The following is a 25,115-nucleotide window of genomic DNA, read 5'->3' as shown; positions in this document are numbered from 1 at the left end:
GATGAAACTACGAGTCCTCGCCCTTATTCCCCTTTTCGCCGCGAGCCTCGCCTTCGCTCAGGAAGACGTCGAGATCACCGAAACCGGTGCCAATGCCGGCAAAGTTTTGGATTTCGAAACCGAGGTCATCGAAGGGCAACGGAAGGCGCCGCAGCTCTTCTTGCAGATGGACGTGGGAACGCCCGATCTGGACGCGGTCATGTATCTACGTGGCAACTTCAACGACTTCCATGCGGTCGAACGCAACCGCAAACCCCTCTACCGGCGCCAAGGCAAATAGGACGGATTTAAATAATGTGGGTTCTGGAGATTTCGAAAAACGGACGTGAGCTGACCCGCGCAGCGGTCGACAAAGCGAGTGTACTCGTCGGTCGCTCCCCGGCGTGCGACATCGTCCTGCGCTATCCCGGCATCCGCCCCGTCCACTTCTTGATCGAGTGGATCGGCGAAGGCGAGCCCCAACCCGGTGAAATGGACTGGTCCATCCTCGACATTTACGCCGGCATCGCGGCCGATGCGGCTTCCGTGGACGCGACGGCGGCGTCGGATACGGGCTCCGGGATGGGGCAACTCATCGGACGGGAAAAAGTCGCCGTTTCGGATTTCGAGTTCCGTTGGTTCTTCGATCCCCTCGCAGAAACCCAAGTGAAGAAGGGACTTCTGTCCTCGCGCCTGCGTCAGCACCGCGACGAAGACGATACGTCCTACACCTTCCACAGTGAGTCGCAAATTCTGGAGATCGTGACCGTCGATTCCCAACGTGAACGCGTGGTCGATATCAGCCATACCCAGCTGGGAACCTTCAAGATCGGTTACCACGCGCTTCCCGACTTGCCTCAGGTCATGATGCACACGCCGCACGAGTCACGGGCACAATTCAGTCTCGAGCGCGTCCCCGAGGCCCGGGCCTACTTGCGGGGCTTCCCGATTCGTCAGGATGACTTGAAGGAAACCGTTCTGGGGCCGAACGATCTGCTGCAGGTTCGTTGGAACCTGCACGATTACTATTTACGTCTGGTCCCCGAGGTCAAATCCCCGCCCGCACCACGCATCAACTGGAAGGACCCGTTCCTTTTGTGGAACGTGGGCGCGCTCGCCGTGCTCATGCTGGTCATCTTCATCGTTGCGCGACTGCCGTTAGAGGAAGCCATCAAAGATCCCACGCCCCCGCGGATCGCGCAGGTCGTGGTCAGCTCGCTGCCCCCGCCCGCGCCGCCCTCGGAAAAAGAGCAGGAACTTTTCGAGCCCGCGCAACCTCGCGAAGAGGCCGTGCCGATGTCGAATGTTCCCGTACAGGAAGTGATTCAGCAGAAAGCCGAAGCCGTCGCTCCGGAAAAAGCTCCGCCGAAAGAAAACCGTCCTTCCGCCCCGGCGGAAAAGAAGGACGTCACGAAGATGGGGCTGCTCGCCAATTTACGTGCGAAAAAAGACGCCCAAGTGAAGGCGGACCGCGTGTTGAATCAAGGGATCGTTTCGGACACCGCTTCCGGTAAGGGCGGCTTCGTCGTGAAACAGGCGCCCGCTGGCGAAATCGCCGATCGCGACAAAGGCCGTTCTTTGGACGAAGCTTCGACCTCGGTGAAAGCGTCCGATCAAGGCGCCGTGAATAATCTGGGTAGTTTGCAGGGCTCCGAATCGGGAAGCCTGGCGAGCGTGCGCTATACGAACAACGATGCCCGCGGCAACACCGGTCGCGAAAGCGTGACGGGTGGATTAGATCGGGCTTCGGTGCTGCGGACCATCCGCACGTACAACAAAGAGATTCGAAACTGCTACGAAAAAGCACTGCTCGTAAAACCGAAAATCAAAGGCCGCATGGTCCTCAGCTGGACGATCACGGCGAACGGGGCGACCTCGAACGCGAAGCTCGAACGCAGTGAATTGAAACTGCCCTCGCTCGAAGGTTGCGTTTTGGACGTGGTGCGCGGGATTCAATGGCCGAAATCGGCGAATGGGCAATCGACGATCGTCAATTACCCCTGGCAGTTCACTTCATCCCGATAGGGTGGACCGGCGCGCGGGATCAACCCGCGCGTTTGCTGTGCGACTGGTGCGCCTCGACCCACTTTTGCAGTTTGGTCAGGCTGTCGGGCGACGACTTCAAGAACACGAAGAACTGCGAGTCGTTGCGATTGGCGACAAGCTTCCCGGAAAAACGGATGTTTTCACCCGTGCGCGGATTGCCAACGTAGATTTGGCATTCCGAACCCAGCAGCGCTTCGGGCACCGGCATTTCCAGAGCGACTCCGCCCAAAGAAATGTTGCGGCTGAATGTCCGGAAGGTCAGATTGTCGTTCCGTACGATCACGCGATAACGAATGTCGAAACGCGGATACTTACGGCGATCGGCGCCCGAGCTGTTCGAAGCGCTCGATGCGGGAGTACCGCCCGGAGCCGAACCGCTCGCGAGCGGAAACGAAGCTTGGCGCGAGGGCGTGCCAACTTTCGCCACGACCGAATCGCCATGTTCGGGCATCGACTCCGCTTGCGCGGCAAGATGCTCGGATTCTTCCGACAAAACGACCGGCGCCGCGCCCGTATGGACGTGGCTTCCCGTCATCTCATCAAGACTTGCGGGTTGCATTTGCCCGTCGGGACCTTCGGTCATCCAGAAGAGGTGAGTGCCGTCATCCGTTTGGGCGACGTCCGCAGGCGCGGAAGCCGGCGGAGCGGACTCGACCGGAGCGTCCACCTGCGGGGCCGTCCATGCGGCGGCGGGGACTTCGAACGACGGGGTCGGCAGCGGAGCGGCGACCGGAGCCGGAGCCGGCGCGACGGGGGCCGCCGGGGTAGGCGCCGCGTGACCGATGGCGGTCACTTCGGTGACCTCGGTCACCTCGAAGTTGGTGACCGTCACTTCGACGGTCTTCGTGACTTCATCTTGCGGGGGGCGGTAACCGAACGCGGTCTTCTCAGAGACATCCTCCTCGAAAACCTCGGGTTCCCACGCTTCGGTCGTGACCGGTGCGGGAGTGGGAGCGGCCTCCGCGAGAGGTTCGACGGGGACGGGCGCCTCCGGGGCGACCGGCTCGGGCGTCGGTGCCGCCGGGGTCGGTGCCGGTTCGGCGACCAAACTCAAAGCGGGCTTGGCCGGGATCGCCGGCTGAGTCACTTCCGACTGCGGCTGAAGCTGACCCGCGAACTCCGGCAGTTCCAAAATGGGTTTCCAGTCTGACAATCCTTCATGCCAGGCGAACCAGACGGCGAGCTCTTCCATGGAGTAAGTGCTCAAAGCGCCCACGGCACCGGGAACATCGAGATTCTCGATAGTTTGTTCGGTGACACTGTTATAAAGCGTCCACAAAGGATGCGACATAGAGCTGTTCCTCCGAAATTCTTTTCGGAAACCGGACCGCGAAGTTGAAACATTCCGGCTCTCCCCGCGCCCCGACGACGGAAAACCTGACATAGGTCCAGAGTTTACCGTTGACCATCCCGAGCCGCTTTTCTTTAATGCCTCAATCATGAACGCCAATACCGCTTCTAAAACCTCGTCCCCGGCCCAAAGTCCAAGCGCTTGGCCCGGATGGATCGTCAAAAAATTCGGCGGCACCTCCGTCGGCAGTATCGAGCGCATCGAGGCCGTCGCGGATCTTCTGCAAGAGTCCGTCGGTCAGGGCGTGTACCCGATCGCGGTGGTCTCGGCGATGTCGGGTGAAACCAATCGCCTGGTCTCGCTCGCGCAATCGATCGATCCCCGCTACCGTGGCGCCGCGTACGACTTGCTGGTCGCTTCGGGCGAGCAGGTTTCGGTCGGTCTGCTTTGCATCGCGCTCGAGAAACGCGGCCTGCGCGCGCAGCCCTTCCTCGCGTTCCAGTTGGGAATTCACACGGATTCGATTCACTCGAAGGCGCGCATCCAGCGCATCTCGACCGCCGAGATCGAACGCTGCATGAAGGAAAAAATCATTCCCGTGGTCGCCGGCTTCCAAGGGGTCGACGAGCGCATGAACATCACGACGCTCGGGCGCGGCGGATCGGACACCACGGGCGTCGCGGTCGCGGCGGCTTTGGGTCTGGGCGAATGCGAAATCTACACGGACGTTCCCGCCGTTTTTTCGGCGGATCCTCGTTTAATTCCCAAAGCCCGCGAAATCCCCCGTCTGTCATTCGACGAGATGATGGAGATGGCGTCGCTGGGCTCGAAAGTCTTGCATATCCGCTCGGTCGAAATCGGCGCGAAGTACAACGTCCGCATTCACGTCCGCAGTACATTTGAAAAACGGTCCGGCACCTGGATCGTCCCCGAAGGAGAAATCATGGAAAACGCCGCGGTCACATCCGTCACTCACGATCCGAACACCGTGATCTTCCAACTTTTCCCCGTCGAGAAAGGACCGCAGTTCATGGCGCGTCTGTTCGACGAGCTCGCGAAAAAAGGCGTCGTCGTCGACATCATCACGCAATCCGAGATGCAAGAAGGTCAGAAGATCGCGTTCTCGACGACCGTCGAAGATATGCCGCTCACACAAACGGTGCTCGCGGGTCTGCTCAAAGGCACGAAAACCGATATCACGGTCATGGACAAAGTCGCGAAGATCTCGGTCGTCGGCGTCGGCATGCGGAATCACCCCGGTGTTGCGGCACGTTTCTTCGAAGTTTTGAACGAACAAAACGTGCCGATCCATCTGGTCACGACCTCCGAGATCAAGATCAGCGCCGTCATCGATAGCGAAAATCTGACCAAAGCGGCGCAAGCGATGCACTCCCGCTTCGATTTGGATAACAACTAAGCCATGGCTTTCCTGAAGTACAAAAACGGCGAATTGGTTTTCGGCTTGAAAGAGCACCGCCTGGCGGATCTGCAAGATCGCGCCACGCCGTTTTACGCTTACGAATGGAGCGGCATCGCGAGTCGCTACCAAACGATGGTCGACGCGTTCGACGGCAAGGCCGAGCTGCACTTCGCGATGAAGTCGAACTCCCATCCCGAAATCCTCGCGAACTTGGCGAAGCTGGGCGCGGGCGTGGACATCGTTTCGGGCGGCGAACTCGCGATCGCGCTGCAGGCCGGATTCCCCGCGGACCGCATCGTCTTCTCGGGCGTGGGAAAATCCGTGGACGAGCTTCGGGCGGCCCTGCGCGCCGGCATCCAGCAAATCAACGTCGAAAGCGAGCCCGAACTTTTGCGTATCCAGAAAGTCGCGGCCGAGCTGGGCGTCAAGGCCCCCGTGGCTTTGCGCTTGAATCCCGACATCAGCGCGGAAACCCATCCCTACATCACGACCGGCTTTCGCGAGAACAAGTTTGGCCTCGAAAAGGGCGCGGCCCTTCGTTGTTTGGACGTACTGAAGGCCCATCCACAGCAGTTGCACTTTCGTGGACTGACATTGCATATCGGGTCACAGCTTTTCAAACTGCACGACTATCGCGACGCCTTGCTGTGGGTTTTGGATTTCGCGAAAGAAGTCGAAACCGCGGGTTTCAAAATCGAGAACCTCGATTTGGGCGGCGGATTGGGCATCTACTACGAAGCCGATCGTCATGCCGACGAAGCCGAACTCCTGCGCGAGTACGCACGGATGGTCTTGGCGGAACTCGCGGGTCGTCCCTACCAGCTGCAACTTGAACCGGGTCGCTGGATCGTCGGTCACAGCGGCGTGCTGGTGACTTCGGTCGAATACGTGAAGACGACTCCGTACAAAAACTTTCTGATCGTCGACTCGGGGATGCACCATTTGATCCGCCCGTCGCTTTACAGTGCCATTCACCGCGTCTTCCCGATGCGCGAAGGTGTCGCCGATGACGTTTACGATGTCGTGGGTCCGATCTGCGAGTCGTCCGACTTTCTGGCGAAGAAATGTCCGCTCCCCGTCATGCAAGAGGGCGATCGACTGGTCATCGCGGATGCGGGCGCCTACGGATACGAAATGGGCAGCGAGTACAACGCGAAGGCGCGCGCCGAACGCGTGCTGCTCCCCTAAGATTTAGTCTTCCCCTTGAACCTGCGCCGCCGGCACGAACCCGGGCGGCAGTGGGACGTCCGACGGGACGGCCACGGGCTCTTCCTTCGCAGGCCCCTTCACGGCCACCCCGGCTTCGGCCGATTCTGGTTTTGCCGCTTTTTCTTCCACCGGCGCCCCGGTAAAACTGGGGGCGATCGTGATGTGGTATCCCTCAACTTGCTTCAGCTTAAATCCAGTGGCGGGTTTCGGGACCGCCGGGGGACGAACCGCCGCTTTGGTCGGCGTGGCGGTCTCGGCGTTCGTCGGCCGGACAAGGGTTTCCACGATTTCGAATTCAACACGTTCACGCGGATTTGCGCCCGATCGTTTTACTTCCGGCGCCGGAAGTAAACCCATCGCCGGATGGGTCGTGGACGTCGGCAAGGTTTCCGCGAACGGCGAGCCCGACGCGCCCGAGCCGGAGCGCAGGTAGAGCGCGAGCCCAACGAACAGAAAAGCGTGCAGAACGACCGAAAGGATAAAGAACCACCGCATGTCCTCATTGTGCCATAGCCGAAAGGGAACGGGGCCACGGGTCGCGCGCTCCGGCCCTTTGACCGGCCCCGCGGCTATACATTCCGGCGCGCGCGCTTTAGGCTGAGGGCATGGTGGGATTGAAGGCCTGGGCCCGGCGCCTGTGGAAAACGCTGTCGAAAACGCAATTGAACCTGCTGGCGAATTCGCTGTCGTTCACGACGCTTCTGTCGCTGATCCCTTTCTTCGCCGTCGTGTTCGGCTTGATCGCTTTTCTGGATCGCTTCGACTTCCTGATGCCCAGAATCGAAACCCTGATGCTCGACCACTTCCGCGACACCATGGGGCCGGGAACGCTCGCCTGGGTGAAGAAGTCGGTCGGACGTCTGCAGAACGCCCACATCGGGGTCTTCGGGGCGGCCTTCCTTTTGATCGGCAGTCTGCAAATCCTGCGGGACTTGGATCTCGGCATCCAACTCATCTTCAGCCAGAAGCACAAACACCGCGCCTGGAAGCGCTACCTGTTCTACTGGCTGGCGCTATTGGGACTTCCCCTGGCCGCGGCGCTGTTCGTGACGGTCACCGCGATTCCCATTTTCGGCGACACGGTCGGCTTCCTCGGCGACGGATGGCTCTTCATTTTGGGCGTGCTTCTTTGCATCCATAAACTGATGCCACCCGTGAAGGTGCGCTGGCGTGTGGCCTTCACCGCGAGCTTCGTCAGCTTGGCGGGACTATTTTTGGTGCAAAGCTCGTTCGGATTCCTCGTAAAGCAAGTCTTCAACTATTCGAAAGTGTACGGTAGCTTCGCGACGTTACCGGCGCTGATGATCTACGTTTTGCTCGCGTGGTACATGGTGCTGGCGGGTCTCGTTGTGAACTCGAGCCTTTCCCAAAATCAAACGCGGCGCACGTCCGACGCCGACGAAAAGATCACCGGCATTCCCGTCTCAAACTGACGCTTCCTCTTGACGGCCTCCGGAATGGTAAACTCAGTCCATGTCTTTCCTCAAAACGTGGTTGAAGGACCTTCCCGATCCGGCCCCGCGCGCCTCCGACGATCCAAAGATCGCAGCCGCGCCGGGACTCAATAATCTGGTCGAGTTCATCAACCGTAAACGTGACGGCCAAAACAAAAGGACCGAAGCCGATCTGCGGCGCCGCGCGGCCGCGCTCAAGGTCTATGAGAAGGTCAAACGTGGCGCCTAACCGCGTACCTACGTTGACTTCGCGCACGTCTGCCGCAAAATAAAGTCATGTCACGCATGATCGATCTGGGCCCGAATAACATCTTCCAACTGGTTTCGGATCCTTCCGAAAAAATGAAAATCATCTACGACGTGATCAAAGGCCAACAGGAAGTGATCGTGCGCGTGGCCGAGCAAAAAGACGACATCGTGCACGTCCTTGCCCCGCGATTGGTTCAGGGAAGCTCGCTGCTTTGCGTGCCGACGGACGACAATTTCAACTTCAAGTCCGGTGAACTCATTCTGCAATTCCAAACGAATGCGCAGAAATACATTTCGAACGTGCCCTTTCACCGTGACGGTGAGTTCGTATCGCTCTCGATGGAGAAAAAACTCTTCCGCGTCCAGCGCCGCGAGTTCTTCCGCCTGCGCCTGCCCGCCGGTTTTCGCGGGACGATTCAGATTCCGGAGCTGTTCGGCGCGCCTTTCAACCAAAGCTTCCACGTCGTCGATTTGAGCGGTGGCGGATGCAAAGTCGAGTTGCCGCCCCTGGACCTGGACATGAAGCCGGGCACGACCTTCAAGGGGATCTTGAGACTTCCGGGCCGCCCGGACTTCCCCGTCATCTGCACGGTGAAACACCAAAGCAAGCAACCCCACCGCCCCGACGGCCGTTGGCTGGGGCTGGAGTTCTTCTACCAATCCGAACCCGAGAAAAACCGCATGGCCGCGACGGTCATGGACCTGTACCGCGAGCTCTTCGCCCGCCTGTAAAACGACCTACTTTTTCGCGGCTTGCTCTTTTTCCTTCGCCGCTTTCTTCGCGGCCTCGGCTTCGTCGCGCTTGCGCTTTTCGAAAGACCGCATTTCCGAGTTGAACTCGTTCGTTTTCGAACGGCTGTAATCCTCGAAGTTCTTTCGCTTTTCGCGGATCTGCGATTCAAAGTCTTGACGTTTGTCGCGCTCGTTCGCGAAGAACTCGCGGCGGGCGGCGTCCTGATCGTCGAAGAAACGTTTCGTCTCTTCGCGGCCAAGTTTCTTGCCCCGATTCACGTCGCGCGCGCGCGACTGCTCTTTCAAAAACTGATCGCGGGCACTCTTTTCGTTGCGACCGAATTCGTCGCGCTCCTTCTTGATGTCCCGGTCCATGGCTTCACGCTTCTTGCGCACCATCTGGTCGAAGGTCCGGCGGATCTCGGAGGGCTCACGTTTTGTGTCCTGGAAAAGCTGAAGAATCAGAGCCTCTTCGTCATTGGCCTGCTTCGTGTCCGTGGGGACTTCGTGGCGCAGCTGTTCGAGCTTTTCGCGATCGGCGCTCAGCGAGTACTTCGCGTCGACCAGCGGCGGTTTCTCGTCGGTGGGTTTGTAGCGGTTCTGATCCGAGGTCGACTGACAGCCCGAAGCCACCAACGCCAAACCGACCAAGGTCGTGGTTACTCGCCGCACGTTCCGCGTTTTTTTGCGCGCCATCTGGAACCTCCACGTTCGCCCGTCCACCCGTCCGGTTTTCCGCGAGCGCCATTTTAAGCGCCCGCCCAAGGTCGGGAATAGGTTCAGTCTGTCTCAAGAAAAAACGGAAATCGACGAAAAAACGTGAAGATGATTTACGGACGAAGACTCTTTGATAAAAGCCATGAAGGCCCCTTCTTCAAAAAACCCGCGCACCGGGTTTTCCGTGTCGTCAATTCTCAGTTCCAATGGAAGTACACGCTGTCGCTGATGGTTTTCCTGCTGGTCTCGCTGAGCTTCTTCATGGCGCCCAGCTGGTACTTCCTGAATCAGAACTACGCCATCTTCAACCGTCTGGCCCGCGTCGCCGAACCCCAACTGTTGGAGCACCTGCGCCGCGAAATGTGGTGGCTGATCGGCTTCAGCATTTTCTCGATCTCCTCGCTCATCGTGGTGACCACTTGGGTGGGACTGAAGATGACCGCGAACATCATTGGACCGCTCATCTCGATGGAACGTCACATCTGGAAGGTCACGACCGGTGACTGGAGTTCCCCCGACTTCAAAATCCGTTCGGAAGACGACTTCCGCGATCTGGCCGAGGCCTATTCCTATTTGTATCGTTCTTTGAAAGCCCAGGCCGAATCCGAGCTGAAGCTTCTGGAAAAGATCCACATCCCGCCGGAACACCGGGACGCCTTCAATGCCTTACATTCTTTGATGGATCTGAAGCGCAAGCAGATGAATCTGAAACCGCCGTCCCCGGAACTTCCCGACGAGTGGAAGCGCGCTATCCACGCCGTCCCGCCCGAAGCTCCCGGTTCACGTCGCGCGTCTTGATCGCCTCGCGTTTGTCGTGGCGCTTTTTACCGCGCGCGATTCCGATTTCAATCTTCGCGATCCCCTTTTTAAAATAGACCTTCAGCGGAATGCACTGAAGTCCGCGTTCGCGAAGGGCCGCGTCGATTTTATCAAGCTCGCTACGGTTCAAAAGAAGTTTACGAAGACGCTCGGGCTCGTGATTGTTGTACGAACTCGATTTGTAAACGGCGATGTGCGCGTTCTGGAGGTAAGCTTCCGAGCCGCGAAACGAAACGTAGCTGTCCTTCAGCTGCATCTGCTTATCCCGCATGGACTTCACTTCGGAGCCGACCAAAACCAATCCCGCCTCGAAAGTCTGCGTGATTTCGTAGTCAAAACGGGCTTTGCGGTTTTCGGTGACAATCCAGATCGCGCTCACGAGTTCTGTTCCATCCCAAGCTCGCGGTACAGGTCAAGGAATTGCTGCAAACGCAGCTCGCCCGCCCGGATTTTGGGGTCCAAACCCCGTTTTTCCAGGGCGGCGGTCAACTCTTCACGGGGCCGTCCCAAACCTTCCATCAGGCTCGAGATCATGATTTTGCGTGGGTGCAGAAAGCACGCCTTCAAAAATTTCAGATATTTTGGACGATCCGCGACCTGTACTTGGCGCGGATTGAAGGTCAAAACGCGGCTCGCGATCCGTGGCGCGGGATCGAAATCGCGGGGCCCCGCCTCGAGCAGAAGTTCCACGTCCCAGAACGTCTGCGCGAGCACGGACAGAAAACCGTAGTCTTCGGCGCCGACTTTCGCTTTGATTCTTTGCGCGACTTCCTTCTGGAACATCAGCACCATGCCCGACAAGGGAACCTTGTCGATCGAACGCTCCACCAAAATCGACGACGAAATCTGGTAAGGAAGGTTCGATACGAAAACTTTGCGCCCCGGAAACTCCGCCAGATCCCAAGACCACTTGAGCGCGTCGGTTTCGATGACGTCGAAATTTTTGCCGCGCCAGTATTCGGCCAGTTCGTGATCCAACTCGATCAGTTGCAGTCGTTCGCAGACTTCTTTGAGTTCCCAGGTCAGCGCCCCGCAACCCGGACCGACCTCGATGATCGTGGTCGGCTGAAAGCCGGCCCCCGCATTGACGATTTTTTCGATCACGTGATCGGAAACCAGAAAGTTCTGACCCAGCGAACGTTTCGCGTGGATGCCGAGTTCTTCCCGGACGGTTTTCAAACGTTCACGCGCTTTACTCATTGAAAATCTCCCGTGGCCGAGGCCGGGCTGGGGCCGTCGCTCATGGTCGCGCGCTCGCCACGCTCCATCCGCAAAGCGCCGACCAGCCCGATCATCGCGGCGTTGTCCGTACAGTAGCGCAGCGGCGGCACCGCCAGCTCGCACTTCACGCGCTTCGCCCACGCTTCGGTCTGACGACGCAGCTCACTGTTCGCGGACACCCCACCCGTCAAGACGACGCGGCGACGTCCCGTTTTTTTCCGTGCCTTGTCCAGCTTGTGCAAAAGAACTTCGACCACGGCCTGTTGAAAGCCGGCGCACAGATGCGCGCGTTCGCGCTCCATCTCGTCCGGCGCCATCGCGGACAGCAATCGGTGCGACGCACTTTTTAAACCTGAAAACGACATGTCCAAAGTGTCTTCATGCATCAGCCCCCGCGGGAAGGCGTACTTCGAGGGATCCCCGCCTTGCGCCAATCGATCAACCTGCACGCCGCCCGGAAAGCCGAGCCCCAACATCTTGCCGAATTTGTCGTAGGCCTCGCCGGCGGCATCGTCGAGCGTCGCGCCCAAGACATGGTAGCGTCCCAATCCTTCCACATCGTAAAGACTGGAATGCCCCCCACTCACGGTCAACGCGAGGTAAGGCTCGCCGAACTCGAAAGCGGGCGTATAGGAATCATCGCGCAGAAACGGCGCGAGCAAATGACCTTCCAAATGATTCACGCCGAGCCAAGGTTTATTCCATGCCAGGGCCAAGGACTTCGCGGTCACGACCCCCACGATCAAACTTCCGATCAATCCCGGACGATTCGTGACGACAATCCCCGACAGATCCGCGGGCTTCGCTCCCGCATCGCGCAGGACATTGTCGATGAGCGGCAGTAAGAAATGGCTGTGATTGCGCGAGGCAATTTCGGGAACGATCCCGCCGAAGATCGCATGGCTGGCGTCTTGGCTTTGCGAGCGGCACAGACGGACGTGGCCATCCGGCGACACCACGGCGACCGAGGTGTCGTCACAACTTGTTTCAATCGCCAAATAGAGGCTCATTACTTCTTTTTCAACAAGGTCTTGGCCTGCTTGGCCTCGTCGCTGCTGGGATACTTCGAGATGACTTCCTCAAGGAAAGTCTTCGCGTCGTCCTTCATCCCGAGTTCCTGGAAAGCTTGCCCGATACGCAGCGTGGCCTTGGGGAAGCGTTTACTTTTCGGATTTTCATCACGGAACTTTTGGAAAGCGAGAACGGCTTTGCGCCACTCTTTTTTTCCGAAGAGTTCTTCCGCGATTTCGTAGGCCCCTTTTTTTCCGGTCGCTTCGGGAACGGCGGCCGTCGCCCCCGCCTTCAGTGCGCCGACTTCCATCACCGTCGCGTCCAAAAGATCGCTCAGGCGCTTGATCTCGTCCTGCAAAAGCGTCACGCGACGTTCAAGTTCGGCCCCACGTGCGGCATCCATCCCCTGCTGGCTGGACGCCTGGGCTTGAACCTGCTGCATGCGATTTTCCAAAACCTCGATACGACCGTTCAACGAACGCATTTCCGCATCCACATCGTTGAAGCGATTGGACTGATCGGCGTTGGCCTTTTGCATGGTCGTGACTTGATCTTGGCTGCGACGCTCGACTTCGCGGGCTTCGTTGCGGGTGACCAAACAACCGGTCAAGCCGGTCAGAAGAAACGCCAACGTCGCCACTTGAAAGACTTTAAAGAACTTCCCCACTTTTCTTCCTCTGCACTTGTGCCGAGTTTTCGGCTTTCTCGAAATCCAGCCGCGCCCGGACGAAAAGTTCCCGGGCCTCTTGATACTCGCGTTCACGGTACAAAACCTCGGCGCGGGCGTAATTCTCAAGACCACGGTGATAGTAACCTTGAGAGTATCGCGCAGCTTCCACGGCTTTACAAGCCTCGAGGGCCGCGCGTGCCAGAGCATAGTCCTGGACCGGAGCGGGAATCGTGGAACAGCCCACGCTCAAAAAGGAGCCCAGAACGAGAAAAGCGCCACTGAGCACAAGTCTCAGGGCGCCGCCGAAATGAAGCGGCCCCGCGGGCCGACAACTAGAACGAAGACTTTTCTGAACCATTACCGATTCAAGGGCAGGAAGTTCGCACGGCGGTTTTTCGCCATGTCCGACTCGCTATCGCCTTGAGCCAGCGGCTTCTCTTTACCGTAGCTGATGACGCTCAAACGATCGCCCGCAACACCCAGGCTGACCATGTAGTTCTTCACGGCTTGTGCGCGGCGCTCACCCAACGAAAGGTTGTATTCGATCGAACCGCGATTGTCGCAGTGACCTTCGATTTGCAGACCGACGTTCGCGCGGGCTTTGAGCCACTCGGCGTTGCCTTGGATCTTCGAACGCGCGTCCGCGGACAATGCGGCTTTGTCGTAATCGAAGTTGATGGTTTGCAGACCGTCGATTTTACCGCTGTCGCTGCCTTCAGCGGCGAAAGTCATGGGGGTGTTTTCAATGGAAGGCGAGCCCGAGCCGCCGTCACCTGCTGCGGCGTCCGTTGTGGTTTTTTTAGATCCGCACGCACCCAAAGCCAAAACCAAACCCGCTGCCAGAACCGACTTCACGATCAAAGATTGTACTCGCACTGTTGAAACCTCCGTTGGAAGTGACATCATTCTTAAACCCTCCCGTGTTGTCAAATATTTGGGGCCATGCTGCAATGGCCACTCGAATGAAAAATCAAAATACGTTGATGAAGGCCGCACTCACATTTCTCTTCACGGGATGGATCGCCTTCGCGGCCTCGGCCCAAGTGAATCCGTACAAAAGCTGGCGGACGCTGCATCTCGGGCATTTCGACCTGATTTATGATGCAGAGAATCAGCAATTGGCCGAGATCTACGCCGAACGTCTGAAGGCGTTGACCCCGATCTACAAGGCCCACTGGGTCACAATTCCCCCCAAGACCGTGTTCGTCCTGAACGACCGCACGGATCTGACGAATGGTTACGCCACTTTCCTCCCTTACAATCTGATCATGATCTTCCCGGTCGTCCCGGGTCCGCAGGACTCCATCGGCGAGTACCACGACTGGGCGTGGGAGATCAGCGTTCATGAATACACACACACCCTGGAGATGAATCAACGCCGCGGCGTGGTTTGGGGACTGTCCTACCTGTTCGGTTCGATCATGACGCCGAACGCCCTGCTTCCCCGCTGGTCCCTCGAAGGCGCGGCGGTCGATCACGAAACCCGTTTCTCAAAAGGTGGTCGCCTGCGTTCGAAGATGCAGGCGGGAATCCTGCGTTCCCTCGGCGCGGCGGGAAAACTCGACGAAGTTCGCCAAGCCGAAATCAACGAATTCGATATCACGACTTGGCCCTACGGTTCGCGTCCATATCTGTACGGAAGTCTGATGTGGAGCGACTGGATCAACTCTTACGGCGACCACACCGTTCGCGATCTGCACAACAACACCGGCGGCCGCGTGCCGTGGCTTCTGGACGGCGCGTTTGAACCCGTCTTCGGCGGCCGTAACATGGTTCAGCTCTTTGAAGAGACAAAAAAGAAAATGGTCGACGCCGCGAAAGCGGAAGTCGCGACCCTTGCGGCGACGCCGCTTTCGCCGGGAGTGAAGGTCGACTCCGAAATGCGCGAGAGCCTCTCGCCCGCGATCAGTCCCGACGGCTTGAAACTGGCTTATGTCGCGAAGAACGCGTCGCTTCGCCGGAGCGTCCAAGTCTTGGTGCGCCCGCAGACCTCGGTCCTATTCGAGCCCTCTCAACGTGTCGCGATTTTCGGAAAGGCTTTCGATCAGTCGATGCCCTCGGGTTCGCCGATTCCGCGCGGATCTTTGCAACACGGGCCCGACGGGGACGATCACGGCGGCGATCATGGTCCCGACGCGCCTCCCGGCGGAAACATCACCCGCATTAGCTGGCATCCGAGTTCGAATTCATTCATCTTCGACCAGGTCCTCCTCAAGAATCGCTACCGTGAAGTGTCCGACATCTGGAGTTTCGATCTGGTCCGCGGCAAAGCCGAACAGCTGACGAAAGATGCGCGCGCACGCGAACCCGCCTACGCTCCGGATGGTTCGAAAATCGCGTTCACCCAGATCGTTCCCGGCCGCACCGATCTTTCGGTCTTCAACGTGGACACGAAAGAAATCAAACGCGTCTTCGAGGCGCCCCCGCAAGGGCGCGTGAGCTTCCCCGTCTGGCTCGACACCTCGACACTGCTTTTCTCGCTTCGTAGCGAGGGACGCGAACAAGTCCTCAAGCTGAATATCGACACCGGCGTCAGCGAAAAAGTCTTGGATGAGTGGAAAGATCCGCAATTCCTGACCGTCCTTGGCGACCGCGTCCTGTTCACGTCTTCACAGAACGGCGTGCGCAACCTTTACCGCACCGACCGAGACTTCAAAAACGGTCGCCCGGTCACGCACGTCGTTTCCCACATTTTGGGGTCGACTTACGACCGCTGGCTGGATCGTTACTACTACACCGAAATCACCGAGGAAGCTTATCAACTCAAAACCGTGACGGAAGCCGAAGCGCAAACCTTGCCCGCGGCACTTCCCGTCGTCGGCAACTTCTGGGGCGATCGTTACGCGCCCTACACCCTGCCCTTCTCCAGCGGCAAAGCGGTCGGCGTCGAGGGCGATGCCGTCGCCGCCCCCGCCAAACTCGGGGCCGGTGAAGCCCTCAAGGAAGCGCACAAGATCGACAATCAATCCGGCGAGGCGACCCACGTGACCGTCACGGAGCCCACCGGCGTCTCTTTGGCGTCGCAGTCGGAAGACTACAGCCCTTGGGGCTATCTGTGGCCGCGCTTCTGGCTGCCCTTCGTGGCGTGGGACGATCTCGGAGTTTACGTTTCGGCGCTGACCCAAGGCTCGGATCCCTTGGGAAAACACATTTACAGTTTGTCAGCTCAGTACGACTCGGCGATTCAACGCGGAAGTTATCTGGCGAGCTATACAAACCAAAGCTTCTACCCCGTCATTTCGATCACCTCTTACGACCAGTCCCTGCAAATGGCGACGCGCGGTCAGTACTCACGCGTCTATTCCACATCCTTCGTCAGCTACTGGACGATGGAAAACCAAAGCCCTTATTGGACCGTCGGTTTCGGCGGAGGACAGGGTGGAAATGAACGTTTCGGACAAAACATCGAACGCACCTACGCTCGATTCGCCACCACCTACCGAAATGCCTTTCAGTACGGCGATCAGATTTCGCCGGAGTCGGGTTGGGTCGGTTCTCTGAGCTACGTGCCCGGCAAGTTGAAAGACCTGAATCGCATCGTCCATGTGGCCGAAGCTTCGGGTGCCTACTACTTCTCGAGATGGTTGCCGAAGCGTCATGTGCTGATGCTGAAAGGCCAAGCGCGGACCAGCGACGAGCCTTGGAATGTCAGCACCATGGATCAAAGCGTCGCCAATCAAACGACCTCAAATTCGCTGATCCCCCAATATCTGAATCGCGGTTTTTCAAGCGGAAGCCTCATGGGACGGAATATTCTGGGCATCAACGCCGAATATCGCCTGCCCTTCGGTCGATTGGACAAGGGGTTCGATGGATATCCCTTCTATGCGCACCGCTGGCATGGGGCGATCGTCGCCGACGGAACCTTCGTCGACGGGCTGATTTATGACGAAAAATCGACCCCGATGACCTACCGCCGTTCGGAAGGGACGGGCTACTGGAGCGCGGGCTTTGAAACCCGTTTTGACGTCAACGTCGGCTACCACTTCCCGATTCAGTTCGGATTTGGCATCTATATGCCCTTTGCCAATCCCTATACCGAGTCCGTTCCCCGTATGGGCGGCTTCCTCATTCTCTAAAGGCGCCCCGAACGGCGCATCAAAGTTGACAAGGCGTCCCCCTCCCCCAAAACTGAAAGGTGAGGGGGAGGCCCATGGAAAAACTGACCGACAAATTCTTCTGGATCAAAGATCTGGTGCGTGCCGAAGATCAGATGGAAGAGTCCGGAATGGTCGATCTGTCGCTGGGACTCGATAGCGAACCGGCCCTCATGCGCGAAACTTTGCGCTTCATGACCGAGATCAAACAGCAGATCATCGAAGCCGCGACCGCCTTCAACGACATGAAGACGTCGCCCCTGGGTCGCATCAAGATCTACGGTATCGCGAAGACCCAAGCCGACTTCATGTTGTTCCGCAACGGTTTCAAAATGATCTTCACGATCAAAGAGGCCGGCGCGGTGTCCATCCGCTTCAACTTCATGGGGCCGAGCTACATTCCGCAGACGATCCCCTCCGCGACGAACACCAATACCGTCGCGATGGAAGAGCATCTGGTCCAAGCCCGTAAAGGCGCGTTCCAAGAGCTCGTGTGGACCTTCAACGAGCAGCCCGTGAACATGGCGGCGCTCGTGCGTTACCATATCACGCTCTTCATCCGCGAAAGTTCGAAGTAATCTAGACTGGCCTTTCGCGCGCGGGACCCGCGTGCGAAACTAGGTCGTCGTGTTTTCCGCAATCCTCGCCCTGGCGGCCCTTTTCGGCGTTCCCACTTTCGCGCAGGCGCAGAACGTCGCCGTCTGCGCAGACAAAGCCGATTGCCCCGGCTGGTTCGCGCACCTCAAAAATCATGAAGGCGGCAACTGCTCGAGCTTCCTTTTGAAGCCCGACATCATCGCCACCAACCGCCACTGCATGCCCGACGATACGACCCACGCGAAGGTCAGTTGCAAAGGGAAGATCACCTTCCACTTCCCCGAAACCGACAAATACAAAAAAGAATCTCGCGACTGTGACGAGATCGTGCAGATCTCGGATAAATTCGGCGACGAATTCATCCCCCTCGACATCGCGATCCTGCGGCTCGCGAAACCCGTCGAGCGCGAAGTCGCGGACCTGGCGCAGACCGGGCTCGACGACAACGTCAAATTCAGCATCGTGAAGATGGACCCCGACGCGAAGGGCGGCGGCAAGATCCGCCGCGTGCAGTGCACCGCCGTCCAGAACTCGGTCATCAACCCCTACTTCCAGAACAACCAAAGCCCCATCATTCACTTTCAGGGCTGCCCGATCGAGCGCGGGAACTCGGGTTCACCCATGCTGAACCCCGAGGGCAAGGCGATCGGCATCGTTTCGAACCTTTCGGTCATCATGGCGCCGAACTCGGTCCGCAAGGAAGTCGAGGATAAAGTGGAAGGCACCTCGGGCCACGGCACGAACTTCAGCTGTCTAGATACGGGCTTTCTGGGCTTCAACAAGGGTTACGATCCCTCGTGCAAAATCTCTTTGAGCGAAAAGTTCCGCGAGGACATGCGCAAAAAATTACTGGATCAATCCGCGGAACCCGCGTGGGCCGCCGCCGAAAAACTGGCCATGGCGCGCCTCAAAGAGATGGCCGACAAAAGTTTCGTGCCGTTCAACGTGAACATCATCGACCACCGTGGTCCCGCGAAAGAGGACGAACTCAAAATCCGGCAGAGCTTCGAGATCACGCCGTCCTGCGCGCGCTGGGGCTCGATGATGAACGTCGGCGCGAAACGCCAGCGCTCGGTAATGAAGATCAAACTGCCGGAAGTCCTGACCGAACTCGATGAGCACTACCGCTTCAAAACGACGACCACCGAAACCGAAACCACCATCGACGTGCGCTGGAGTTTCGATCAGATCAAGCCCGGCAAATACGTCACCTTCGACTGGTACGAGTGGGGCCGCCACGCCAAACGCAAGCGCCTGCACTTCCGTCCCTGCACGCCGCCCAAAGAGCTTTAAGCGTTCGCCAAGACGTCGAACGCCTACACGTTCGCCAAACTATACACCCGCGACTCGAACGGCTTCAGTGTGAGCGTCGAGGTGTCGCCGTGGGCGGGGACCTCCCCGTTCGCGAGTCGCAGATGATCGTGTTTCAGCATCAAACCCGGTAGCTCGAGTGTCGCCTCGCGGCCGCTGACGTTACAGATCACGAGCCCCTTCTTGATGCCGAGAGTCCGCGTGTAGGCATACACCTGCGGATGCTCTTTCGCGACGATGTCGTAGGCGCCGTAGACCCACAACCGATCCGAGCGGCGCAGCTCGATGAGCTTGCGGTAATGCTCAAGCACCGATCCCGCGACGCCCTTCTGGGACTTCCAATTGATCTGACGGTAGTTGGGATTCACCTTGAGCCACGGACGCCCGCTCCCGAACCCGGCGTTTTCCGAATCGTCCCACTGCATGGGGGTCCGTGAGTTGTCGCGCGATCCCGCCGCAAGCTCACGGGTGGTGACCTCGTCCGAGATGCCCTTGGCCCGGTTCGCCTCGAAGCTGTTACGATCGCGAACGTCGTTGAAGTCGTCGCGCCCCGCGAAGACCGTATTCGTCATGCCGATCTCTTGGCCCTGGTAGATGAAGGGCGTTCCCTGCATCAGGAAATACAGATTCGCCAGGCAGGTCGAGCTCTCTTTCCAGAACTTCTCGGCGTCCCCCCATTTCGAGACGATGCGCGGGATATCGTGATTTTCCAGATAGAGCGCGTTCCAGCCCCGTCCCTCGAGACCCTTCTGCCAGCGCGTGAAAACGTCCTTCACTTTCGGCAGATCGATGCGGCTTTCGGGGTTCGGGCTCCAAAGCCCCAGATGTTCGAATTGGAAAAGCATATTGAAGCGGTTCGCCTTTTCGCCCACCCACTGATCGGCGGTCGCGATGGTCACGCCATTCGCTTCGCCGACGGTCATGATGTCGTACTTGCGGAAGGTGTTCGCGCTCAAATCCTCGATGTAATCCAGGATGCCGTCCTGGTTCATGTGTCCGTCGTAGGACGGCACGAACTTCAGCCCCTGCGGATTCGGCATGTCGGGAAAGCCCGGCTTCTTGCGGGTGTGCGTGATGGCATCGATGCGGAAGCCGTCGATCCCGCGGTCGAGCCACCAGTTGATCATGCGGTAGACCTCGCGGCGCATGTCGTGGTTTTCCCAGTTGAGATCGGGTTGCTTCGTCGAGAACAGGTGCATGAAGTACTGCCCGGTCTTCGCGTCGAACTCCCAAGCGGGACCGCCGAAGATGCTTTCCCAGTTGTTCGGTTCCGCGCCGTTTTTGGGATCGCGCCAGATGTACCAATCCCGTTTGGGATTGTCCTTCGACGAGCGCGACTCGACGAACCAAGGATGCTCGTCCGAGGTGTGATTGATCACCAGATCGATGAGCACCTTCATGCCACGCGCGTGCGCGGCCTGCATGAGCTCGTCAAAGTCCTTCATCGTACCGAACTCGTCGTGGATCTCCTGGTAGTCGGAAATATCGTAGCCGTTGTCGTCCTGGGGCGACTTGTACATCGGGCAAAGCCACAAGACGTTCACGCCCAGGTACTTCAGCTCGTCGAGTTTGGACGTGATGCCGGCCAAGTCCCCGACGCCGTCGCCGTTACTGTCTTTGAAGCTGCGTGGATAAATCTGGTAGGCGACCGCTTCCTTCCACCATTTTTCGGAAACTTGCGGAAGCGTGACGGACGAAGAAGCAACGGGATCAGGAGTGGGATTCATGCCCTGTTTTCCGGGAGGCCGCGCGAAAGGTCAAGCGAGCGCGAGCTCTAGGCCAGGCGCGCGAAGCCCGCGCCGCCCACGATTTTCAGCTCGAGGGGTTCGATCGCCTGCACCTGCAGGCGCAAGACGTCGCCGACCGAGGGTTGCGCGACGCTGCGATTGGCGACGCGGAACAGGAAGCCTTCGATGTCGACGATCAGATTGCCGGGGCTGGGGATTTCGACCACGCGGGCGCGTAACATTTCGTCACGGACCCAACGGCGTTTGCGCTCGGCTTGTGCGGACATGTCCCCTCCCACGCGGGTCTCAGAGGTCGATTTTCGGAAACACGACTTTCTTCACGACGGGGCCGAAAAGTTTGTCCGCCGCTTGCTCGGCGATACGGTCGACTTTCGCGGTCGCGGTTTCGCGCGAGGTCTTGGGGTACACGGCCGCCGAAGCCGACGCCTTCGCTTTGTCGGCGACGATGCCGCCCGCGCGCACCAGCTCGGTCACCGCTCCTTCGCCGCCCATCAGGCGACCGCCCTCGGCCGACGCTCCGACCAGACGACCGGCCTCGGTCGGAACCTGACCGGCATCGAAGGCCTCGCGGAAACGTTTGCCCAGATCCGACAGAGGTTCGACGGTGCGATCTTGAATGCGCATCAGGGGCTGGGATTCGACCAAAGTTTCGTGCACCGGTACGGCCGCGACTTTTTCGAGGCCTTCCATACGCGGCGTCTGCTCCGCCGGCGCGACATCGGCCCCGAGATCCAGTTCGCGCAGCGCCCACTCCGGCAGATCCTCGGTCGAGAACTGCAGCTGCTCGCGGTTCACCTTCGCGATGATTTCGAGCTCGCCACGGGACAGGTCCACCTGTTCGGAGATTTCGTCGATCGAGACGCCTTGGTTCGCTAGGCGCGCGGCCTTGATGTACTTCAGCGTCGCTTTACGATCGATAATCTCTTCGTGCGGGATGCGATCCTGGAAGATGCGCGCAACTTCAAGGGAACGCGCGGTCGCGGTTTCGATCCGGCGCATTTCATCGTCGGCGCGGGCGATCTGCGCTTGCAGGTCTTTGCCCTTCACTTCCATGAGCTGGGCGACCTGTTGCACTTGGCGCTCCACTTGGTCGCTCAGGTCTTCAAGGATCGCGATCTTCGATTGCAAGAGCTGCAGACCGCGACTCAAACGCGGATCGTCTTTCGCGGGTTTATTCAGGCGGATCCACACGACGATGAAGCCGGCGATGAAAATCAAATTGGCTAGGATTTGTAAGACCGATCCGGAGCTCATCCTGAACTCACCCCCTGCATGGGATCAGTTTATCAGGGGAACTTGGCTGAAGTCAGGGAGGCGAGGAGATTCGGACCTTCGCCCGGGAAAGGAGTTCCCGAGCCGAAGGTCGAGGGTGTACCGGCCCAATGCGCGGCTAGCGCTTTTCGGCGCAGCCCCACTTCTTGGGCGTGGGGATATCGAGTCCGCAGTCGTACTGGTAGGACTTCAGCGGAAGCTTCACGACGACGAGGAACTGCTCCTCGCCTTTCTTTTCGACGGTGATTTGGGTGACCTTGTCGGCGTCGTCTTTGTGGGCGACGTCGAAGATCTCGACGACCTTTTGGGTCGCGACTTTCATTTGCGAAGTCACGGTCCCGTGCGCGAAGGCCGAAACCCCCGCGAACCAGACGACGGACAGCGCCGCGAGCGAACGCGCGATCATTTTTTCACGCTCGGTTTATTGGAGGTCGCGGTCGCCGCGGCCGCATCAACCGAAGCCTTTTTGTAATTCGCGATCACTTGAAGCATTTCCGCGCGGACTTTTTCACGTGTCTCGGGATTCTTCAGGTTCTCTTTGTAGTACTTGTCTTCGATCTCGCCCATTTTCATGAAGCGCGGCGGTTGTCCAGCGGGGATCGCCTCTTGAACGCCGGCTTGGCCGTTCAGCTCTTGATCCCAAGTTTCGCGGAGCAGAGTCCAGAACGCCTGACGGGGCGCCATCCACGCGCGGATTTCCGAGCACTCGTGATCGGGCACGCGGACGTACCAGTTTTTACCGAGTTCTTTCGCGAGCGGCGCGCGGCCTTTCGCATCGTGCAGGGTCTTCACGTTGTCTTGGCGCTCGAGCCAGCTGTCGCCGTACACGATCACGCGAGTCGAACGATCCAGCGTCTGGTAGTCCTTACGTTTCATGTCGCGAGTTTCCCGGCCGGGGATCGGCGCGTAGTTGTCGCACTTCCACTCGGGATTCGCGCCGCCGGTCCACTGGGCCGCACACTGATAGCGAAGACCGTCATCCAGATTGGTGATGCGACGGAGCCAGGTCTTCCCGTTCGCGTCGATAGGCTTCACGGCCCAAGTGTTCGGCGCGGTGAAGTCATACCAATACGGAGCCGTGTACTCCCAGTCTTCCGCATGGTGCTTCAGCTCCGAGCCCGCAACCATCTTGCCGGTCTTATCGGTGAAGAACATCACGTGCTGCAGGCGCAGACGGTTCGGCGTCACTTCTTCGGGATAGATCCACTCTTTGACCGCTTTGTCGCGGTTCACGTCGTAGACGCGTTTGTCGACTTGGTAGCCCTTCTTCAGCGCTTCGGTCTCGGTGTAGCTGTAGTCGACGATGTAGCAACCGGCCATACGGTTCAGCGCTTTGATTCCGACCTCACGCGAGTCCGCGGCGGGCTCGGTCGCGAGCTTCTCGGGAGTATGGGGTTGCGAGGCACAAGCGGCGAGAGTCAAACCCGCCAGAACGATCATGGTTTTCGTGAACAAGTGGGTGTTTTTCATGCCCGGAACCTCTCACGGCACGCGGGACAATCAAGCCCTGACGCCAGATTCCAGGCAATGAAAACGGAGTGAGATGCCTGTTATTTAAGCGAACCCGCGAAAGCCTTCATGCGCGCCGCCGCCTCGGTCATGCGCTTTTCTTCGATGGCGAAGCTCAGGCGCAGGAAGCCCTCGGTGCCGAACTCGGCGCCCGGGACGGTCGCGATCAAAGACTCGTCCAGCAGCGCTTCCGCCACGTCCTTCGAGCCTTTCAGACTCTTACCGTTCGCGGTCGTTTTGCCGAACCAGCCGCGCACGTCCACCCAGAAGTAGAACGCGCCCTGCGCGGGGACGACCTTCAGACCGGGAACGCCCGCCAGCGCTTTCGCGCCCGAGTCGTAGCGTTTGCGCAGCTCCACCACCGACGCGGCGATTTCGCCGCGACCGTTCAGGATCGCCGCCAAAGCCGCCTTCTGCGAGATGCTCGTGGGATTCGAAGTCGTTTGCGAGAAGAAATCCGCCAAGGGTTTCAGAACCGCCGCCGGCCCCGCGACCCAACCGATCCGCCAGCCCGTCATCGAGAACGCCTTCGAAGCGCCGTTCACGACCAGCGTGCGGTCTTGCAGTTCGGGCGCGACCTTCAACAGATGCGGCGCGATCGCCGTGCCGTCGAGCATCAGGCGATTGTAGATGTCATCCGAGATGACCACGAGCTGCGGGAACTCTTTCAACACCGAGGCCAGTGCCTTCAACTCGGCTTCGCTGTAGGCGATGCCGGTGGGATTCGAGGGCGAACACAGGATCAGGACTTTCGATTTCGGCGTCACCGAGTTGCGCAGACGCTCGGGAGTCAGCTTGAAGCCGTCGGCCTCGCCGCACTCGATGGTGCGAGGCACGCCACCCGCGAGTTCCGCCATGACGGGGTAGGACACCCAGTAGGGGCTCGGGATCAACACTTCATCATCCGGATCGACGAGCATCTGCAACGCCGCCGCGATCACGAACTTCGCGCCGCTGCCGACCGCGATCTGCGCTTCGGGGTAATCAATGCCGGTCTCTTCCTGAATCCAGGGGCGCAGCGCTTTACGCAGCTCGGGCGTACCCGACGCCGCCGTGTATTTGGTGAAGCCCGTCTCGATCGCCTGGATGCCCGCCTTCACCGCCGACGGGAGCGTCGGCCAGTCGGGCTCACCGACGGTCAACGAGATCACGTCTTTCCCCGTGGCCTGAAGCTCACGGGCGCGATTCGCCATGGCCAGAGTCGGAGACGGCTTCAAAAGCTTCGCGCGATTCGAGATCATTTCTTTTTTCCTTTTTTAAAGATTTTCAAGAGAGCGTCCTGCACCGGTGACGGCACCAGACCGCTGAGTTCCCCCTGGTGACGGGCGACCTCTTTCACCGAACGTGAGGACAGAAAGTAATACTCGGGACGCGCGAACACGAGCAGCGTTTCGATATCGGGCGCGAGCTTCGCGTTCATGTTCGCCATGGACACTTCGTATTCGAAATCCACGACCGCACGCAATCCCCGCACCAGCACCATCGCGCCGACCCGGTTCGCGTAGTCGGTCGTCAGTCCCTCGTGGATGTCGACTTCGACGTTATCCAGATGCGCGAGACTTTTTTCGATCAGGGTCTTACGGATTTCCGGAGTGAACAGGCTTTGTTTATCCGGAGAGCGGGCGATCAAAACGATCACGCGATCGAAGGTGCGCGCGACCCGTTCGATGATGTCGACGTGGCCGAGGGTGATCGGATCGAAGCTCCCCGGATAAACCGCGGTGCGTGCCGCCGTCGCTTTCACTTTTTTCGCCATCACCACA

Annotated in this window: 27 protein-coding genes; 11 read left to right on the top strand and 16 right to left on the bottom strand. The window is 59.0% G+C overall.

Translation table 11 applies throughout. The features are described 5' to 3' along the window. Nucleotide 1: 1 nt before the first annotated feature. Nucleotides 2-280, top strand: a complete 279-nt coding sequence (locus KF767_10870) for a hypothetical protein (protein ID MBX3018384.1) — start codon at nt 2-4, stop codon at nt 278-280. Nucleotides 281-294: 14 nt separating this feature from the next. Next, nucleotides 295-2,004, top strand: coding sequence for an FHA domain-containing protein (locus tag KF767_10865; protein MBX3018383.1), 1,710 nt, complete (start codon nt 295-297; stop codon nt 2,002-2,004). A gap of 19 nt (nt 2,005-2,023) precedes the next feature. Here KF767_10865 and KF767_10860 read toward each other — a convergent pair whose 3' ends face one another. Next, nucleotides 2,024-3,316: a PilZ domain-containing protein gene (locus tag KF767_10860; protein ID MBX3018382.1), complete on the bottom strand. Its 1,293-nt coding sequence runs from the start codon at nt 3,314-3,316 to the stop codon at nt 2,024-2,026. Nucleotides 3,317-3,464: 148 nt separating this feature from the next. On the opposite strand from KF767_10860, the gene KF767_10855 reads away from it, so the two are divergent. Continuing rightward, nucleotides 3,465-4,733, top strand: coding sequence for an aspartate kinase (locus tag KF767_10855; GenBank protein MBX3018381.1), 1,269 nt, complete (start codon nt 3,465-3,467; stop codon nt 4,731-4,733). A 3-nt stretch (nt 4,734-4,736) separates the two neighbouring features. Next, on the top strand, nt 4,737-5,924 hold the full coding sequence (gene lysA, locus KF767_10850; protein ID MBX3018380.1) for a diaminopimelate decarboxylase: 1,188 nt from the start codon (nt 4,737-4,739) through the stop codon (nt 5,922-5,924). A 3-nt stretch (nt 5,925-5,927) separates the two neighbouring features. Here lysA and KF767_10845 read toward each other — a convergent pair whose 3' ends face one another. Next, nucleotides 5,928-6,440: a hypothetical protein gene (locus KF767_10845; GenBank protein MBX3018379.1), complete on the bottom strand. Its 513-nt coding sequence runs from the start codon at nt 6,438-6,440 to the stop codon at nt 5,928-5,930. A 110-nt stretch (nt 6,441-6,550) separates the two neighbouring features. On the opposite strand from KF767_10845, the gene KF767_10840 reads away from it, so the two are divergent. Genes KF767_10840 through KF767_10830 form a run of 3 tightly spaced genes read left to right on the top strand, consistent with a single transcriptional unit; the run spans nt 6,551 to nt 8,380 of the window. Beyond that, complete coding sequence (locus KF767_10840) at nt 6,551-7,378, top strand: YihY/virulence factor BrkB family protein (protein ID MBX3018378.1); 828 nt, start codon at nt 6,551-6,553, stop codon at nt 7,376-7,378. A gap of 40 nt (nt 7,379-7,418) precedes the next feature. Next, a complete protein-coding gene (locus KF767_10835) occupies nt 7,419-7,628 on the top strand; it encodes a hypothetical protein (GenBank protein ID MBX3018377.1) in 210 nt (69 codons plus the stop codon). A gap of 47 nt (nt 7,629-7,675) precedes the next feature. Next, nucleotides 7,676-8,380: a PilZ domain-containing protein gene (locus tag KF767_10830; protein ID MBX3018376.1), complete on the top strand. Its 705-nt coding sequence runs from the start codon at nt 7,676-7,678 to the stop codon at nt 8,378-8,380. Nucleotides 8,381-8,386: 6 nt separating this feature from the next. On the opposite strand, the gene KF767_10825 is transcribed toward KF767_10830, so the two are convergent. Beyond that, nucleotides 8,387-9,076, bottom strand: a complete 690-nt coding sequence (locus KF767_10825) for a hypothetical protein (protein ID MBX3018375.1) — start codon at nt 9,074-9,076, stop codon at nt 8,387-8,389. Nucleotides 9,077-9,205: 129 nt separating this feature from the next. On the opposite strand from KF767_10825, the gene KF767_10820 reads away from it, so the two are divergent. Then, complete coding sequence (locus KF767_10820) at nt 9,206-9,895, top strand: hypothetical protein (GenBank protein ID MBX3018374.1); 690 nt, start codon at nt 9,206-9,208, stop codon at nt 9,893-9,895. On the opposite strand, the gene smpB is transcribed toward KF767_10820, so the two are convergent. The 6 genes from smpB to KF767_10790 all read right to left on the bottom strand — a co-directional run bounded on the left by smpB (nt 9,846) and on the right by KF767_10790 (nt 13,721). Next, nucleotides 9,846-10,295, bottom strand: coding sequence for an SsrA-binding protein SmpB (gene smpB, locus KF767_10815; GenBank protein MBX3018373.1), 450 nt, complete (start codon nt 10,293-10,295; stop codon nt 9,846-9,848). The genes KF767_10820 and smpB overlap by 50 nt on opposite strands. Continuing rightward, complete coding sequence (gene rsmA, locus KF767_10810) at nt 10,292-11,116, bottom strand: ribosomal RNA small subunit methyltransferase A (GenBank protein MBX3018372.1); 825 nt, start codon at nt 11,114-11,116, stop codon at nt 10,292-10,294. The genes smpB and rsmA overlap by 4 nt, the downstream gene beginning before the upstream one ends. Beyond that, nucleotides 11,113-12,147, bottom strand: a complete 1,035-nt coding sequence (gene tsaD / locus KF767_10805) for a tRNA (adenosine(37)-N6)-threonylcarbamoyltransferase complex transferase subunit TsaD (GenBank protein MBX3018371.1) — start codon at nt 12,145-12,147, stop codon at nt 11,113-11,115. Before tsaD ends, rsmA begins: the two co-directional genes overlap by 4 nt. Beyond that, nucleotides 12,147-12,815, bottom strand: a complete 669-nt coding sequence (locus tag KF767_10800; protein ID MBX3018370.1) for a tetratricopeptide repeat protein — start codon at nt 12,813-12,815, stop codon at nt 12,147-12,149. The genes tsaD and KF767_10800 overlap by 1 nt, the downstream gene beginning before the upstream one ends. After that, the gene (locus KF767_10795) at nt 12,799-13,062 is read right to left on the bottom strand and encodes a DUF4398 domain-containing protein (GenBank protein MBX3018369.1); all 264 of its coding nucleotides are present in this window, start codon (nt 13,060-13,062) and stop codon (nt 12,799-12,801) included. Before KF767_10795 ends, KF767_10800 begins: the two co-directional genes overlap by 17 nt. Nucleotides 13,063-13,175: 113 nt before the next feature. After that, nucleotides 13,176-13,721, bottom strand: coding sequence for an OmpA family protein (locus KF767_10790; GenBank protein ID MBX3018368.1), 546 nt, complete (start codon nt 13,719-13,721; stop codon nt 13,176-13,178). Between the two features lie 80 nt (nt 13,722-13,801). Between KF767_10790 and KF767_10785 the strand changes: the two genes are divergently transcribed. The 3 genes from KF767_10785 (at nt 13,802) to KF767_10775 (ending at nt 18,805) form a co-directional block, all read left to right on the top strand. Continuing rightward, nucleotides 13,802-16,897 (top strand): PD40 domain-containing protein, encoded by a 3,096-nt coding sequence (locus KF767_10785; protein ID MBX3018367.1) that lies wholly within the window; start codon nt 13,802-13,804, stop codon nt 16,895-16,897. A gap of 134 nt (nt 16,898-17,031) precedes the next feature. Continuing rightward, complete coding sequence (locus KF767_10780) at nt 17,032-17,493, top strand: hypothetical protein (protein MBX3018366.1); 462 nt, start codon at nt 17,032-17,034, stop codon at nt 17,491-17,493. A gap of 49 nt (nt 17,494-17,542) precedes the next feature. Further along, on the top strand, nt 17,543-18,805 hold the full coding sequence (locus KF767_10775; protein ID MBX3018365.1) for a trypsin-like serine protease: 1,263 nt from the start codon (nt 17,543-17,545) through the stop codon (nt 18,803-18,805). Nucleotides 18,806-18,828: 23 nt separating this feature from the next. Here KF767_10775 and KF767_10770 read toward each other — a convergent pair whose 3' ends face one another. From KF767_10770 to coaD, 7 genes are all read right to left on the bottom strand, one after another. Continuing rightward, complete coding sequence (locus tag KF767_10770; GenBank protein ID MBX3018364.1) at nt 18,829-20,550, bottom strand: alpha-glucosidase; 1,722 nt, start codon at nt 20,548-20,550, stop codon at nt 18,829-18,831. A gap of 47 nt (nt 20,551-20,597) precedes the next feature. After that, on the bottom strand, nt 20,598-20,837 hold the full coding sequence (locus KF767_10765) for a hypothetical protein (GenBank protein ID MBX3018363.1): 240 nt from the start codon (nt 20,835-20,837) through the stop codon (nt 20,598-20,600). A 19-nt stretch (nt 20,838-20,856) separates the two neighbouring features. Continuing rightward, nucleotides 20,857-21,825: a DUF2802 domain-containing protein gene (locus tag KF767_10760; GenBank protein MBX3018362.1), complete on the bottom strand. Its 969-nt coding sequence runs from the start codon at nt 21,823-21,825 to the stop codon at nt 20,857-20,859. 136 nt (nt 21,826-21,961) lie between these two features. After that, nucleotides 21,962-22,249, bottom strand: coding sequence for a hypothetical protein (locus KF767_10755; protein ID MBX3018361.1), 288 nt, complete (start codon nt 22,247-22,249; stop codon nt 21,962-21,964). Continuing rightward, nucleotides 22,246-23,313, bottom strand: a complete 1,068-nt coding sequence (locus tag KF767_10750) for a hypothetical protein (protein MBX3018360.1) — start codon at nt 23,311-23,313, stop codon at nt 22,246-22,248. The genes KF767_10755 and KF767_10750 overlap by 4 nt, the downstream gene beginning before the upstream one ends. An 80-nt stretch (nt 23,314-23,393) precedes the next feature. Beyond that, nucleotides 23,394-24,593, bottom strand: a complete 1,200-nt coding sequence (locus tag KF767_10745) for a pyridoxal phosphate-dependent aminotransferase (GenBank protein MBX3018359.1) — start codon at nt 24,591-24,593, stop codon at nt 23,394-23,396. Next, a complete protein-coding gene (gene coaD, locus KF767_10740) occupies nt 24,590-25,108 on the bottom strand; it encodes a pantetheine-phosphate adenylyltransferase (protein MBX3018358.1) in 519 nt (172 codons plus the stop codon). Before coaD ends, KF767_10745 begins: the two co-directional genes overlap by 4 nt. Nucleotides 25,109-25,115 lie beyond the last annotated feature (7 nt).

The organism is Pseudobdellovibrionaceae bacterium (assembly GCA_019637875.1).
Lineage (GTDB): Bacteria > Bdellovibrionota > Bdellovibrionia > Bdellovibrionales > Bdellovibrionaceae > JAHBUW01.
The sequence above is the reverse complement of the archived record's forward strand: the minus strand, read 5'-3'. Positions and strand labels throughout refer to the sequence as shown.

Excerpts from the sequence above, each read along its gene's own strand:
- KF767_10865 (MBX3018383.1), top strand. The coding sequence starts at position 295 with ATGTGGGTTCTGGAGATTTCGAAAAACGGACGTGAGCTGACCCGCGCA.
- lysA (MBX3018380.1), top strand. The coding sequence starts at position 4,737 with ATGGCTTTCCTGAAGTACAAAAACGGCGAATTGGTTTTCGGCTTGAAA.
- KF767_10790 (MBX3018368.1), bottom strand. The coding sequence starts at position 13,721 with ATGTCACTTCCAACGGAGGTTTCAACAGTGCGAGTACAATCTTTGATC.
- KF767_10825 (MBX3018375.1), bottom strand. The coding sequence starts at position 9,076 with ATGGCGCGCAAAAAAACGCGGAACGTGCGGCGAGTAACCACGACCTTG.
- coaD (MBX3018358.1), bottom strand. The coding sequence starts at position 25,108 with ATGGCGAAAAAAGTGAAAGCGACGGCGGCACGCACCGCGGTTTATCCG.
- KF767_10770 (MBX3018364.1), bottom strand. The coding sequence starts at position 20,550 with ATGAATCCCACTCCTGATCCCGTTGCTTCTTCGTCCGTCACGCTTCCG.
- KF767_10840 (MBX3018378.1), top strand. The coding sequence starts at position 6,551 with ATGGTGGGATTGAAGGCCTGGGCCCGGCGCCTGTGGAAAACGCTGTCG.
- KF767_10755 (MBX3018361.1), bottom strand. The coding sequence starts at position 22,249 with ATGATCGCGCGTTCGCTCGCGGCGCTGTCCGTCGTCTGGTTCGCGGGG.
- rsmA (MBX3018372.1), bottom strand. The coding sequence starts at position 11,116 with ATGAGTAAAGCGCGTGAACGTTTGAAAACCGTCCGGGAAGAACTCGGC.
- tsaD (MBX3018371.1), bottom strand. The coding sequence starts at position 12,147 with ATGAGCCTCTATTTGGCGATTGAAACAAGTTGTGACGACACCTCGGTC.
- KF767_10765 (MBX3018363.1), bottom strand. The coding sequence starts at position 20,837 with ATGTCCGCACAAGCCGAGCGCAAACGCCGTTGGGTCCGTGACGAAATG.
- KF767_10785 (MBX3018367.1), top strand. The coding sequence starts at position 13,802 with ATGAAGGCCGCACTCACATTTCTCTTCACGGGATGGATCGCCTTCGCG.
- KF767_10750 (MBX3018360.1), bottom strand. The coding sequence starts at position 23,313 with ATGAAAAACACCCACTTGTTCACGAAAACCATGATCGTTCTGGCGGGT.
- KF767_10830 (MBX3018376.1), top strand. The coding sequence starts at position 7,676 with ATGTCACGCATGATCGATCTGGGCCCGAATAACATCTTCCAACTGGTT.
- KF767_10855 (MBX3018381.1), top strand. The coding sequence starts at position 3,465 with ATGAACGCCAATACCGCTTCTAAAACCTCGTCCCCGGCCCAAAGTCCA.
- KF767_10845 (MBX3018379.1), bottom strand. The coding sequence starts at position 6,440 with ATGCGGTGGTTCTTTATCCTTTCGGTCGTTCTGCACGCTTTTCTGTTC.
- KF767_10860 (MBX3018382.1), bottom strand. The coding sequence starts at position 3,316 with ATGTCGCATCCTTTGTGGACGCTTTATAACAGTGTCACCGAACAAACT.
- KF767_10835 (MBX3018377.1), top strand. The coding sequence starts at position 7,419 with ATGTCTTTCCTCAAAACGTGGTTGAAGGACCTTCCCGATCCGGCCCCG.
- KF767_10760 (MBX3018362.1), bottom strand. The coding sequence starts at position 21,825 with ATGAGCTCCGGATCGGTCTTACAAATCCTAGCCAATTTGATTTTCATC.
- KF767_10820 (MBX3018374.1), top strand. The coding sequence starts at position 9,206 with ATGATTTACGGACGAAGACTCTTTGATAAAAGCCATGAAGGCCCCTTC.
- KF767_10870 (MBX3018384.1), top strand. The coding sequence starts at position 2 with ATGAAACTACGAGTCCTCGCCCTTATTCCCCTTTTCGCCGCGAGCCTC.
- KF767_10780 (MBX3018366.1), top strand. The coding sequence starts at position 17,032 with ATGGAAGAGTCCGGAATGGTCGATCTGTCGCTGGGACTCGATAGCGAA.
- KF767_10745 (MBX3018359.1), bottom strand. The coding sequence starts at position 24,593 with ATGATCTCGAATCGCGCGAAGCTTTTGAAGCCGTCTCCGACTCTGGCC.